Annotated in this window: 11 protein-coding genes; all 11 read right to left on the bottom strand. The window is 68.2% G+C overall.

Annotation, left to right across the window (positions count from 1 at the left end):
* Nucleotides 1–105 precede the first annotated feature (105 nt).
* Nucleotides 106–768, bottom strand: coding sequence for a hypothetical protein (locus HWX58_RS08040; RefSeq protein ID WP_175986794.1), 663 nt, complete (start codon nucleotides 766–768; stop codon nucleotides 106–108).
* A 2-nt stretch (nucleotides 769–770) separates the two neighbouring features.
* Nucleotides 771–1,472, bottom strand: coding sequence for a WXG100-like domain-containing protein (locus HWX58_RS08035; protein ID WP_175986791.1), 702 nt, complete (start codon nucleotides 1,470–1,472; stop codon nucleotides 771–773).
* A 128-nt stretch (nucleotides 1,473–1,600) separates the two neighbouring features.
* Nucleotides 1,601–2,017, bottom strand: a complete 417-nt coding sequence (locus HWX58_RS08030) for a hypothetical protein (protein ID WP_175986789.1) — start codon at nucleotides 2,015–2,017, stop codon at nucleotides 1,601–1,603.
* A complete protein-coding gene (locus HWX58_RS08025) occupies nucleotides 2,014–2,607 on the bottom strand; it encodes a type VII secretion system-associated protein (protein ID WP_175986786.1) in 594 nt (197 codons plus the stop codon). Before HWX58_RS08025 ends, HWX58_RS08030 begins: the two co-directional genes overlap by 4 nt.
* On the bottom strand, nucleotides 2,604–3,188 hold the full coding sequence (locus HWX58_RS08020) for a scabin-related ADP-ribosyltransferase (RefSeq protein ID WP_175986784.1): 585 nt from the start codon (nucleotides 3,186–3,188) through the stop codon (nucleotides 2,604–2,606). The genes HWX58_RS08025 and HWX58_RS08020 overlap by 4 nt, the downstream gene beginning before the upstream one ends.
* Nucleotides 3,188–3,889 carry a WXG100-like domain-containing protein gene (locus tag HWX58_RS08015; protein WP_175986781.1) on the bottom strand — a complete coding sequence of 234 codons (702 nt, stop codon included), beginning with the start codon at nucleotides 3,887–3,889 and terminating at the stop codon, nucleotides 3,188–3,190. Before HWX58_RS08015 ends, HWX58_RS08020 begins: the two co-directional genes overlap by 1 nt.
* A 91-nt stretch (nucleotides 3,890–3,980) precedes the next feature.
* Nucleotides 3,981–5,657 carry a periplasmic substrate-binding domain-containing protein gene (locus HWX58_RS08010; RefSeq protein ID WP_175986779.1) on the bottom strand — a complete coding sequence of 559 codons (1,677 nt, stop codon included), beginning with the start codon at nucleotides 5,655–5,657 and terminating at the stop codon, nucleotides 3,981–3,983.
* Nucleotides 5,658–5,667: 10 nt separating this feature from the next.
* Nucleotides 5,668–5,892 carry a hypothetical protein gene (locus tag HWX58_RS08005; protein ID WP_175986777.1) on the bottom strand — a complete coding sequence of 75 codons (225 nt, stop codon included), beginning with the start codon at nucleotides 5,890–5,892 and terminating at the stop codon, nucleotides 5,668–5,670.
* A gap of 100 nt (nucleotides 5,893–5,992) precedes the next feature.
* The gene (locus tag HWX58_RS08000) at nucleotides 5,993–6,271 is read right to left on the bottom strand and encodes a WXG100 family type VII secretion target (protein WP_250646152.1); all 279 of its coding nucleotides are present in this window, start codon (nucleotides 6,269–6,271) and stop codon (nucleotides 5,993–5,995) included.
* Nucleotides 6,272–6,352: 81 nt separating this feature from the next.
* Nucleotides 6,353–10,912: a type VII secretion EssC family protein gene (locus HWX58_RS07995; RefSeq protein ID WP_175986774.1), complete on the bottom strand. Its 4,560-nt coding sequence runs from the start codon at nucleotides 10,910–10,912 to the stop codon at nucleotides 6,353–6,355.
* Between the two features lie 25 nt (nucleotides 10,913–10,937).
* Nucleotides 10,938–12,212 (bottom strand): RDD family protein, encoded by a 1,275-nt coding sequence (locus HWX58_RS07990; protein ID WP_175986772.1) that lies wholly within the window; start codon nucleotides 12,210–12,212, stop codon nucleotides 10,938–10,940.
* Nucleotides 12,213–12,215 lie beyond the last annotated feature (3 nt).

Raw genomic sequence — 12,215 nt, 5'->3', positions numbered from 1 at the left:
GGCAACATCATTCCCACGGTGGCACCCCCTCCTGCAGACGACTGTAAGCAACGATCATCGAGAACACGATGGGTACTGCTTCCCGGGTGGATCTGCCCGGATGCTTCAGTCGCGCCCCGGGTAGTCGATCTTCACGCTGACGAAGCGCGAGTCCGGGATCTCCTCGATCTCGATGGTGGCGCCGTCCAGGGCACCTGATCTCATCCCGAATCGGGTCTCGAGGTCGCCCTGGCCGAGTCCGCTCAGGTCGCTCGCCTCGCTCGCCGGCGCGAGGAAGCGCATGTCGCCGCCCTGCCGGCCGTACTTGTCGGGGCTGTCCTGCCCGATGGCATCCTCGTAGAGTTCCTCGACGAGCTGACCCGGCACCTTCTTCGGCACGCCCTTGACCTCGTCGACGATGTCTCCAGGGATGTCGCGGATGCTCTTGCCCACGGACCGGCCGAGGTCCTGCATGAGGTTGTAGTCCGGCTTGGCGTGACGGGGCACATGTCCGTGCGTCTCGATGCCTCGGGAGACGTCCGTGAGGATGTCGTACTTCTTCGCGTGCGATGTCGGCTTCTCGGCACGATGCGTGGGCACCCTGTCGGCCCCGTCGCGATGCGTGGGCACGCTGTCGGCCCCGTCGCGATCGGTCCGCCGCACGCGATCTGCATCGGCACGGTGCCGGCCGCCGCGCTTGCGGAAAGCGCCGGAGAATCCGGTCTTGAACTCGCGCCCTGCTCCGTCGACGGCATCGACGAGGTCCTTCATCAGCTTCTTCAGTTGCACGGTCAGTCTCCTGAGATCTGCAGGTTGGCGAGGTCGGCGAGAAGGCGGTCGGTGAGGTCCTCGACGTCCGTCGCGACGCCGTCCATGTCGTCCGCGGCCTGATCGAGCGCCTGGAGGTCGGCGTAGAACTCGTCGACGTCGCCGAGGTTCTCTGCAACGACCGGGGCCTCGAGCAGCCGGAGCACGAGCCCCGGCACCTGCTCGGCCAGGGGGTCGAGCGCGAGCGGCAGCACCTGATTGATCACCTGCTCCACAGTGGCCTCCATCGCCATCGAGAACAGCTTCTTGCGAGCCAGGATCAGAAGGGCGGCCCCGCCGGCGCCGAACGGCCCGGCGGCGAGAAGGGGGATGAGCTGGGCGAGCGTGAGCGTGACCTCGACGATCACCTTGATCTTGAGCGCGAGGACGATGTCTGCGGCGACGTCGATCCCCGTCGACGCCGGGCCCAGGATGTCGAGCAGCTGCTGAACGTTCTCGGATCGGTTGCGGTTCCACGCGGCGACGTGGCCGGTGCCGATGTTCCCTCTCATCGACGCGGCGATGTCGCCGTTGATACGGCGATCGGCCGCCTGGACGAGCGTCTCCATGTCGTCGCGATAGGTGCGCACCAGCTGCGCGGCCTTCCGGACCTCGTCCTCATCGATATCGGGCCATTCCAGGCCGAGCTTGTCCATGACCCAGATCAGCTCGTTCGGCAGCATCATTCCCACGTCGGCACCTCCGTCGGAGACGCTACTAAGAGAGCCGCGCCTCGCGCGATGGTGAGATCAGCCCATCCCTAGGGGCTTCGGATGCTCTCCGGCGCGGTCAGGTGATCAGTTACGCGTCGGGTTCATGGCCGGCGTGCGTGCTGTCGCGCCTGCTCGTGCAGTCGATCGACCTCGGCCCGCTGCTCGGCAAGCGTGACCGTCGACGAGGGGTCCACCGGTTCGAACGTGTCGACGAGGTCCTCCCCACCGCGGATCGAGAGCCGGTAGGCGCGGAGTCCGCCGCCTTGATCGCGGGCCATTCCGCTCGGCCAGACGTTCGGGAGCGCCCCGGCCACGCCGATGCGCCAGCCGTAGGGCTCGAGTTTCTCGCGAATACGGCACAGGGCCTCGAACGCATCATCGGCGCGCGCCACTTCCGCGCCGAACCCGGCTGACCGGATCTCCACCGTCCACGCAACGTCGTCGAAACTCCACGTCACTTCCGCCTCACGGGTGATATCGTCCCGGGCGACACGCACGGTCTGCGGGCTCGGGATCATTCGGTCTTCACGTCGGCGGGATCGATAATCGCCGACACACTGTCCCCGGCGTTCAGCGCGATCCGAACGCCTTCGGGCAATGCTGAGGCGAGTTCGACGCCTTTCATCGACACGTGCTCGTCGTATCCCGGGGCCGTGGCCTTGTCGATGTCGGTGAACGCGTAGACGAGCTTTCCACCGTCCTCGGCGGGTGCGACGAAGATGCCGCCCTCTGCACGACTGAAGATGAACACCTCCGCTTCGGCGAAAGCGCGACCGAGCCGGTCATCGGGCAGATAACCGGCGAGCACGAGCTGTAGCACCCTCTCGAGCGGCGTCTTCGGCGGTGACCACCCTCGAGCCTGCGGGGTTGGACGGTACCGGGGATTCGGTATGAAGGCGTCTTCGAGTTCGCCGTTCTCATCCACCTTCCACGCGCCGACGATGCCTTCAGGCGGCACTTCGGCGGATCCCTCGAATCCCGGGTCGACGGCGTATACCCATCCGCCGGGGTTCGCTCGCGCCTCGGCCCGGAGGTCGTCCGTGACGGGCGGTGCGGATGTTGCCGTCGCCGAGTTCCGGTCTTCCTCTTGCTGATCGTTCTCGTTCATCGCCTACCACTGTAGATCGGGTTCGGGATCCACTCACCCAATGTGTTGTCGGGCAGCACCGGGTGCGCGCCGACGATCTTCTCGGCGGGGATGCCGCCCTGGAAGGCGATCTCGTGCTCGGGGTTGGGCATGTGCGGCGCGTATGGACCGTCCGGCATGGTGGCGTCGACATCGATTCCGCCCGGAGCATCGACGGTGTAGCGGTAGGGCGATCCCCAGCGCTGATATAGATCCGGGTCCCTCGTCGTGCTCACGAAGTTCGATGACCCGTTGGTGTGCACGAACGTATTGAGATCGTTGTTCGACGGATCTCTGACCTGGAAGCCCTCGGCGAAGATCACGTCGGGAGAGCGGCCGTCCGATCGATAGAGCAATTCGGTACTCGTTCGATCCACCCGATCGGTGTGGCTCCCGGTCAGGTCTGGGGCCTCGGTGCCGTCGAGCAGCTTGACCTTCTGCTTGACGTCTTCGAAATGATCATCCAGCCTGCGCGTCAGCTCGGGCAGCCTGACGTTCGCGTCTTTACCGCCCTTCGTCATCGCGCGCCAGAGATCGCTGAACGCATTGCCGAACTTGCCCATCAGGCGTCCCCTCCGAAGTCAAGGGCAGAGAATTCCGTGAAGAACGTCGCCGTCAAGGTCGAGATGTCCTCACCGTGGAGCCGCATCGCCGACTGCGCGTCCTCGAGCGCCTGCAGATCCGCATAGAACTCATCCGTGTCACCGACCGTACCCTCGACCATCGGCGCATCCAGGATCGCGTCGAGCACAGCGGGCAGCTGCTCGGCCATCGGCTGGACCGCCATCGGCAGCAACTGCTCCAGCACCTGCTCGACCGCGATGTCGACCGCGGCGTTCAGGAGCTTCTTCTTGATGAGCAGCATCGGCCCCGCGCCCAGAGCCGTGATCGGGTTCGTCAGCATTCCCACCAGGGCGATCATCGTCGTCGTGACGTCGAAGATCACCTTCATCTTCAGACCGAAGACGACGTCGGCCCCGATATCCATGGCCGTCGCTGCCGGCGGCATGATGTCCACCAGCTTCTGCAGATTGGTCGATCGGTTCGTGTTCCAGGCGCTCACCGTCGCAGGCCCCGTCTGACCTCGCATCGCCACGGTCATGTCCCCGTTCATCCTGCGGTCGACCGCCTGAATCACGGTTTCGAGGTCCGTGCCGAGGTTGCGTACGAGGGTCGCGCCCTTGCGGACTTCGTCCTCATCGATATCGGGCCAATCGAACCCCAGCTTCTCCATGACCCAGATCAGCTCGTTCGGCAACATCATTCCCACGGCACAACCTCCATTGAAGAGATTAGAGGCCTCGCGGATGCGCTCGCGATGGGGAGAACACCCCACGAATCCGTGCGAGGACCGCTCACGGCACGACCGCCCACTGCGCGGCATCCGACATCAGCGGTGCCGACGCCCCGCCGCGAACAGAGACACCGGACACGTCGCGGTCGGTGATCGTGACGACGGGATTCGCGGCGATCGGGGATGCGACGGCTGCGCTCACGATCGTCGCCTCGATCTGCGCTTGGATCTCACGCGCCTCGTACACATCGGTGGTCTGCGCGAGCTGGGCGATCAACTCATCGCGGGCGGGGTCGGCCTGCCCCGTGATCGACGAGGCACCTCCGGTGCCCCACTGCGCCGCGAGCTGGGCCGGGGACCGCGGGATGGGCGCGCGCATGATCACCGCATCCCAGTCGCGCTTGTCCAACGCCGCAGACAGGTCGTCGCTGCCGCAGTCCGCGACTCGCCAGCCGGCCTCCGCAGCGGCCGTCCGCAGCGCGGCGAAGGCGCCCGTCGCGAACTCGCTGCGCCGGTCGTACAGCACGCACACGCGGGTGTCGGCGGGGATGCCCGCGGCCGCCCGCTCCGCCGCGGGGTCGGCGTCGGCCGCACCGAGCGTCTGCATGAACCCGGAGTCCTCGTTCACGATGTCGTACGCGCGCGAGTTCGGGATCGCGGTCATCGAGGTGCTCGGGGCGTACGCAGTCGCCCAGTCCCCCGCACCGGCATCCATGAGGTCGCGCGCCGGCGCGGAGTGGATGAACGACGTCCGCGCACGTACATCGCTGAACACGCCGTGCGGCGGGAGGAGCATCGACCAGAGTGTGCCGTCGTTCGTCATCTGGACGGTGAAGTCCTTGCGTTCGAGCTCGCGCACGGCGTCGCGATTCTCCGCGACCGGACGCACCTGCACGGTATCCAATTGATCTCCGACGGCGGCGAGCGGATCCTCACCGGGCGGCGTCAGCTCGATGCGGGCGACCTGGGGCGTGACAGCTCCACGGAACGCGGAGTTCGGGACGAGCGCCACTGCCCCTTCGGCATCCGCTCCGTCCGGATCGACCATGAACGGCCCGCTCGAGAGCAGGAGGTCGGCGGCGACCGCTCCCTCGCCGATCTCGAAGCCCTCGTTCCACGCGGTGCGCATCTTCTCGAGCGCGCTGCCGTCGCCGGTGCGTATCGCGGTGATGACCGCCTGCTTGGCCTCCATCGGATCGTCGATGCCCAGTGCGCGCTCGCCCAGCACATGCGCGGGCACCGGCACGGTCACGATGCTCTGCCAGTCGCTCACCGGCTGCGCAAAGGTCACATCGATCGACCGCGCGAACTCGTCCACGACCGGGATCGGAGCATCCACGACCGATGCCTCATCGGACGGGAAGTACCCCGCAGCTCCTGCCCAGCCCAGCAGCAGGTCCGCGGCATCGAGGGGGATGCTGTCAGACCACGAGGGTTCGGTGAGGTCGTAGCGCACGGTGAACGGCTCCTCCTCGAGGATCGTCACCGTGCCGAAGCTCTCGTCCGCGACGAAGTCGCCGTCGATCACGTCGCCGAATCGCGCTCGCGTCATCGCGGCGATGTCGAGGTTGCCGCTCGTCGGGGATGCGGCCGCGTTGGTCGAGGTCAACGACCCCGTCCACCCGACGACGACCTTCGTTCCGGGGGTCACAGACTCCGGCATGGCCGGCGCGCAGGCCGTCAGCCCCGCAGCGAGCGCGAGCGCGGTCAGTGCCGCGACGCGGCGTCTTCCCCTCATTCCCCGGCCGTCACACGTAGTCGGTGTCTTCGCCGCTCTCCTCGGCCATCGCCCGGAACGGCTCGCTCTCCTCGCTCTCCAGCCACGCCCGCGCGTGCTCGAGCAGCGCCGCAGGCGAGTCCTCGGCCTCGGCGGCCGTGGCGAACGGGCCGATCGTGTCCTCGGAGGGGCGCTCGTCGGCGCGCACCACGGACTGGGTCGACAGGTTGTACCAGTAGCTCTGCTGTCCGGTCATGGTCCCGATTCTATTCGTTGCTTCTGCGCGATCAGGGGGAACGACGAAGGCCGTGGAGCCAGTCCTGTCGAACTGGCCCCACGGCCTCCGGTGCGACCGATCAGAGCTGGTCGGTGTCGCGGATCTTGTCCGCCATCTGGTCCAGCGCCGTCGCCATGTCGTTGACGGCCTCGGTGGCGTCATCCAGCGAGGTGGTCAGGTCGTTGTAAGCGGTGGAGTACTGCTCCGACGCGTTCTCGGTCTTGAAGCCGTCCTGGACCAGGTCGTCGATGACGCCCTGGAGGTCCTTCAGCGCGTCACCGATCGACGTGCGTCCGTCGCGCAGACGCTGTGCCGCGTCTTCCATCTCGCTGTACGTTGCACCAAAGTCATGTGCCATGAGAACTGCCCTCCGCGTTCGTGGTGTTTCCGGCCTGTGTGGCCCTCGTCAGGCCCCTGCGGCCTCCTGGAACGAGGTTAGTCAACGAACCCGCTCCCGCAAACGGGGAGCGGTACCCATGTCAGTCCTGCCCACCGCCGGCGCCTCCGGGACGAACGGCATCTGCATCGTGACCAGGCGGCCGGCCTGCACGAAGATGCCGCGCCCCACAGGGAAGTCGCTTCTCTTGATCCGGCTGAACGCGGTCTTGAAGATCGACTCGCCGTCGTACGTGTCCGGCTTGAGGATGATGCCCTGACGACCCGTCTTCCACTCGCCGAGCACACCGATGCTTCCGCTGGCGCGGCTGATCTCGGCGTCGGCGATCAGCATGTGATCGCTGTTGTTCATCGCCTGCAGCAGCGTGCGCATCTGCCGATCGGCGGGACCGTCGGCGAGGTGGGGGATGTCTTCGATCACGATGAGGATGCGGCCCTCCGTCGTATCGCTCGTGACCAGCTCGGTCAGTTGCTCGGCGAGTTCCTTCTCCTCCTCCGGCTTTATCGCGCTACGCACCCACGGACGGAAGTCCTTGAGCTGCGAGCGGCGGTTGCCGAAGTGGTACATCCGCACGTTCGGATCGAACCGCTCCATCGCGATGACCAGGGCCCTGAGCGCGTTCGTGCGCCCGGAAGCCGGCGGTCCGGAGATGACGAACGAGCCGATCGGCTCGAAGCCGCGCGGCGCGAGCGTGTCGTCGGCGATGCCGAAGACGGGCATCCCGTCGACCATCGCCGGCATGTCCGCGGCGGGCACCATGGTCGGCAGGGCCCCGATCTCCGGGAGGTCCCGCGCACCCTGCTCCCGGAGGGTCTTGGCCAGGGCTGTGAGGGCCTTGGTCTGCTCCACCACGTTCGGCGTGCCGCCGAGGACCGCGATCTGCGCCTCATGGCCGTCGATGATGGCTCGCCCCGGCGCCGACTGCTCGTCGAGGATGTCGCGCGGAGCGTTGAGCAGCATGTACTGGCCGGGGTCGCCCAGGCGCAGCACGACCCGGCGGGAGATGTTGGACGCGACGGCGCTGGGGACGGCGTTGCCGCGATCGGCCGTGATGACCATGTGCACGCCGAGCGTCCGCCCCTCGCCGAGGATGCGCATGAAGGTGCGGTAGAACGGCGCGCGTCCCGGCGCGTACTCCCAGTCCTTCTTGAACTCGGGGAAGTTGTCCATGAGCAGCAGGATGCGCGGCATGCTCGGGTCCGCGATCTCGCGATACTCCTGGACGGTCGCAGCGCTCGCCGCCGAGAACGAGGCCGCGCGGCGGTCCATCTCGCGATCGAGAGTGCGGAACAGGCGCTGGATGCGCTCGGCATCCGCACCGTCGACGACCGAGCCGACGTGCGGCAGGTCGGCGAGGGGTCCCAGCGCGCCGGAGGCGAAGTCCAGGCAGTACACCTGCACGCGGCCGCGATCGGGCTGCATTCCGGCCGCGGTCGCGATGGTCTTCAGCACCGTGGACTTGCCCGAACCGGAGGTGCCGTAGACCACCATCGATCCGTCGCGGTCCGGGACGAAGACCGCGGGCTCCTGCTTCTGCTTCTCCGGCACGTCCATGAGCGCAAGGGGGATGCGGGTGTCGCCGTCGTTGGGCAGATCGGCGAGCTCCACCACCGGGGCGAGATCGTCGAGCCACGGACGGCGCGGAGCGGGCAGGCTGGCGACCTCGCTCGCGCGGATCAGCGTCGACACGATCCGCTTCTGGTCATTGGGCCCGAGGTCCTCCTCGTGCGTCTCGGCCTCGGCGGGGCGCTCGGGCTCCCATTCCGCGGTGGCGCCGAAACGCAGTTCGGACACGCTGACCTCGACGGCGGCTTCGTCCTCCGTCGTCCATCCGCCCGCGTACGCGGACTGGAACGGCACGAGCCGACCCGGCCCGGTCTTCGCGATCGCACGGCCGGGGATCGATGCCGGGAAGGTCGATGCCACCGGGTCGTCGACGACGTCGCGTGAGTCGGCCTCGTCGGCCATGCGCAGGGCGATGCGCAGGTTCGTGTTCGCGCGCAGGTTGTCCTTGATGACGCCGGCGGGACGCTGCGTCGCCATGATGAGGTGGATGCCGAGCGAGCGGCCGCGCTGTGCGATGTCGACGACGCCGTCGACGAACTCGGGCATCTCGGAGGCGAGGGCCGCGAACTCGTCGATCACGAGCACGAGAGCGGGCGGGCACTCCGGGTCCTGCCGCTTCTCGAGCTCGAGCAGGTCCTTCGCCTTCTTGCGGTTGAGCAGGTGCTCCCTGTGCTGCAGCTCGGCCCTGAGGCTCGTGAGCGCGCGGCGCACGAGGTGCGGGCTCAGATCGGTGACCAGGCCGACGCAGTGCGGTAGTTCGACGCAGTCGGCGAACGCGGATCCGCCCTTGTAATCGACGAACAGGAACGTCACCCGGTCCGGGCTGTGCGCCGCGGCCATTCCGAGCACCCAGGCCTGCAGGAACTCGGACTTTCCGGCGCCGGTCGTTCCGCCGACGAGGGCGTGCGGACCGTGCGTGCGCAGGTCGAGGGCCATGGCGTCGCTGGCGCCCTGACCGATGATCGCGCGCAGGTTGCCGGCTTTCTTCAGACGGGGACGGGGAGTCGGGGAACGGTCGACGATCGTGTTGTTCTGCCGCCACCGCTCGATCACGACCCGCGGGTCCTCTGCGATCGCGGGGTCCACGAGCTGCAGGAAGCCCACCGTGCTCGGGATGTCGGATGCGTCGTGCACGACCGTGCTGGCATCCACGACCGGGGCCATGCGCCTCGCGAGCATGTGCATGTACGCGTTGGAGACGCCCTCGACGCGCGCGCCCTCGAAGCTGTGGCCGGTGCGGACGAGCCCGACATTGGCCGCTTCCAGTCCGTTCGTCACGTCGATGTAGCTGCGGCACACCGCCGGAAGCGATTCCACGGTCGGCGAGACGAAGACGGCGTGCACACCGTGGTCCGCGCCGCGGTCGAGCACGTCGGTGAGACGCCCGCGGTCGACCGGCGCCTCGCTGCTGACGAAGACGATGACCGACACCGCAGGCGTCCGCTTGTGGTCTCCGGCCGCCCGCGACACGTCGGTGCCGTACAGCAGCGGGTTCCACTCGTCCTTGAACGGCCCGCGCGGCTCGCGGCTCTCCGCACCGCCGGACGCCGCGCGCTGGACGTAGTCCTCCAGCATGCTCAGCAGCGCTGCCCCGGTGGGGGCCGAGTCGGCGAGGGCGACGTCGCGGAACGGACTCTTCTCGCTCGAGGTGTGCGGCATCCACTTGAGCCAGTCGAGCTCCGCGGTCCACGCGGAGTCGGCGAACGCGACGCTGACGACGTCGTTCGGCGCGTGCAGGCCGAACAACTGCACGGCGATGCCGCGCATCGCGTCGGCCACCAGCTGCTGCGGGCCCGCGATGCCGATCGATCCGGCATCCGCCATCAGCTCGAAGATCGGAACATCGTCGACCTGCGCGTACCGCTCCTGGAGCCGGTCGACGCGTTCGATGAACTCGGGGAGCCCTTCGGGCGTGTCCATCTCGGCGATCGTGTTGCGCGCGGGGAGGGTGCAGGTGCCCAGTCGCACGGCGAGGAAGTTCCAGTGCTCGGGCCGGCGCGTCCACAGCATCGGCCCCAGCCGCATCGCGTGATCGAACACCTCGGCGACCGGCGGCGTCTCGGCGTTGCGGGCCGCCTCCTCCTCGGGCTTGCCGCGGAAGAAGTCCTCTTCGAGCTGCTCGTACTGCCTCTCGAAGAGCTTGTACTCGTGGCTGGAGCTCTGCTTCGCCGACCGCGACTGGTTGATCATGTTGCCCAGCGCCATCAGCGGCGTCATCACGATCATCAGCAGCGATCGCGGGTTCTCGTTCATGATGTACAGGGCCACGCCCATGAGGACCGGTGCGACGAGGATCGGCCAGGGGAAGATCTTGCCGAGTTTCTCGGTCGGGATGCGCGGAGCTTTGAACGCCGTCCCGGGATAGCGCACCTCGACGCGAGGGCTGCGGTTGAACAGCAGTCCCCCTCCGCGCTCGATGATCGGCTCCTCGGATGCGCTGCCGTCGAAGGAGCGCGCGAGCCGCGGCACGAGGGTCGTCGAGCCGATCACGAACGGCGTGCCTTCTTCGAGGCGGATGCGGCCGACCGGGACGCCGTCGACGAGCACGCCGTTGGCGGAGTTCAGGTCGACGACATCGATGTGCTGACCGACTTCGATGCGGGCGTGCCGCTTCGAGACCATCGGATCGGCGAGCACGACGTCGCTTGCCGCATCGCGCCCGATGACCATCTGCCCCGCCCTGATCGGGAACTCCTGCCCGGTCAGGGGGCCGGCGGTCACGTGCAGCACGCCGACGATCTCGCGCTGGCCGGAGCCGACGTAGTCGGGGCCGTGATTGAGGATGGATGCCGCGAACCCGGAGCCGATCGGCGCCTCGCCGATCGGCAGCTCGGGATCGAGCGGCACGAGCCGATCGGCGGTCGGCGGGGCGACGGCGAGGGTGAGGACGTCGCCTTCGGTGACGGGGATCGAACGGGTCGGGTCGGCCTCGGCGATGTGCCGGGCGACATCGGCCGCCGTGGCCGTGGAGTCCGTCGTGACGACGATGTCGACGGGGTCGCCGACCGGGCGATGCAGGGTCAGTTTCAGTCTCATTCGTCTCTCTCCGTCACACGCGCCGTCAGATCCGGACGACCACGGCCAGCCGGTCTCCGAACCGGACCGCGTCACCCTCGACGACCATCACCGGCGAACCGGCGGCGAGGGTGTACTCGATGCCTTCACGGATCAGTCCCGACCCGTTCGTCGAACCGCAGTCCGTCACCTCGAGACCGCCGTCCACCGGACGCGCCAGCAGGTGCGTCTTCGACAGCGATCGGGCTTCATCGTCCACGGGGATCGTCTGAGCGCCGGGGTGGCCGCTCGCGTCCGGGTTGCGTCCGAGCAGGAGCGGCCCCTCCACGGGGATGTTCACGCCCGTGTCGAGGTTCAGGCCGAAGCGGGCGACCGAGGCGGGCTCGGCGGGGACGACCGGCTCGGGGTCCGGAGCGGGGGCCGGCCGCTCCGGCGCCGTCGCTGCGGGCGGAACGGAAACCGACTCTCCGGCCGGTCGATCCCCGCCGAAAACGGGCTTGCCCGCCTCCGGGGCCGCCTCCTGGGCAGGTGCGACCGGCTGACCGATTCCGATGTCTGGTCGGGAGTCGGGTGCGTGCGGGCGCGCGACGCCGATGACGCCTGCGCTGACACGACTGCCAGGACGGTACTGGGGCGCGACAGCGGGATCCTGCGGTGTCGCCAGTGACGGCAGCTCGACGCGCTCGGGCGCCGGTTCCGCCTTGACGAGCTTGCGGGCCACGCGCATGCGCTTGTCGTCGTACGGATTCAGACCGCGCCGGATATCGACGAGCCAGACTCCGGTCGCCTTGTCGTGCAGGCCCCGCCCGCGGCGATCCGGGTCGAAGGTGGGCGATACCAGCATGAGCACCGGGCCGATGAGGGGCACGATGCCCGACGCCCCCATGAGCAGGTAGCGAAGCAGCACCCGGCCGACGCCGGGGCGGGCGAGGGTGCGCACGTCGACCGAGCGGATGCCGACGATCGCCTTGCCGATCGTCCGCCCCCCGCGACCGTGCATCACCAGCTGGACGATGCTCAGGACCAGCGTGAGGGCGAATGTCGCCGCCGTCGTCACGATGGCCAGGACGAACGACGGGTGGTTGACGAGCCCGTATGCCGAGATGGACCCGGTCATGAGTTTGAGCAGCAGCGGCACGGCGCCCAGCCAGAACGGCAGCTGCACGACGAGCCAGAGCGCGATGTCGATGACGAGCGCGAGCGCGCGGCGCCCGAACGGAGCGCGCAGCATGCCGAGGGCGGCCGCGTATGCCGGATCGGGGCGTCCGCTCTCGTCGAGGCCCTCGATCTCGTCCTTCTCGTCGTCGATCTCCCAGATCATTCG

Origin of the sequence: Microbacterium tenebrionis, from assembly GCF_903645325.1 — a bacterium.
Taxonomy (GTDB): domain Bacteria; phylum Actinomycetota; class Actinomycetes; order Actinomycetales; family Microbacteriaceae; genus Microbacterium; species Microbacterium tenebrionis.
Note: the sequence above shows the minus strand (reverse complement) of the source record. Positions and strands in the feature narration are given on the sequence as shown.

Coding starts and splice junctions, on each gene's coding strand:
- HWX58_RS07995 (WP_175986774.1), bottom strand. CDS start 10,912: ATGAGACTGAAACTGACCCTGCATCGCCCGGTCGGCGACCCCGTCGAC.
- HWX58_RS08005 (WP_175986777.1), bottom strand. CDS start 5,892: ATGACCGGACAGCAGAGCTACTGGTACAACCTGTCGACCCAGTCCGTG.
- HWX58_RS08020 (WP_175986784.1), bottom strand. CDS start 3,188: ATGGGCAAGTTCGGCAATGCGTTCAGCGATCTCTGGCGCGCGATGACG.
- HWX58_RS08030 (WP_175986789.1), bottom strand. CDS start 2,017: ATGATCCCGAGCCCGCAGACCGTGCGTGTCGCCCGGGACGATATCACC.
- HWX58_RS08015 (WP_175986781.1), bottom strand. CDS start 3,889: ATGATGTTGCCGAACGAGCTGATCTGGGTCATGGAGAAGCTGGGGTTC.
- HWX58_RS07990 (WP_175986772.1), bottom strand. CDS start 12,212: ATGATCTGGGAGATCGACGACGAGAAGGACGAGATCGAGGGCCTCGAC.
- HWX58_RS08010 (WP_175986779.1), bottom strand. CDS start 5,657: ATGAGGGGAAGACGCCGCGTCGCGGCACTGACCGCGCTCGCGCTCGCT.
- HWX58_RS08025 (WP_175986786.1), bottom strand. CDS start 2,607: ATGAACGAGAACGATCAGCAAGAGGAAGACCGGAACTCGGCGACGGCA.
- HWX58_RS08035 (WP_175986791.1), bottom strand. CDS start 1,472: ATGATGCTGCCGAACGAGCTGATCTGGGTCATGGACAAGCTCGGCCTG.
- HWX58_RS08000 (WP_250646152.1), bottom strand. CDS start 6,271: ATGGCACATGACTTTGGTGCAACGTACAGCGAGATGGAAGACGCGGCA.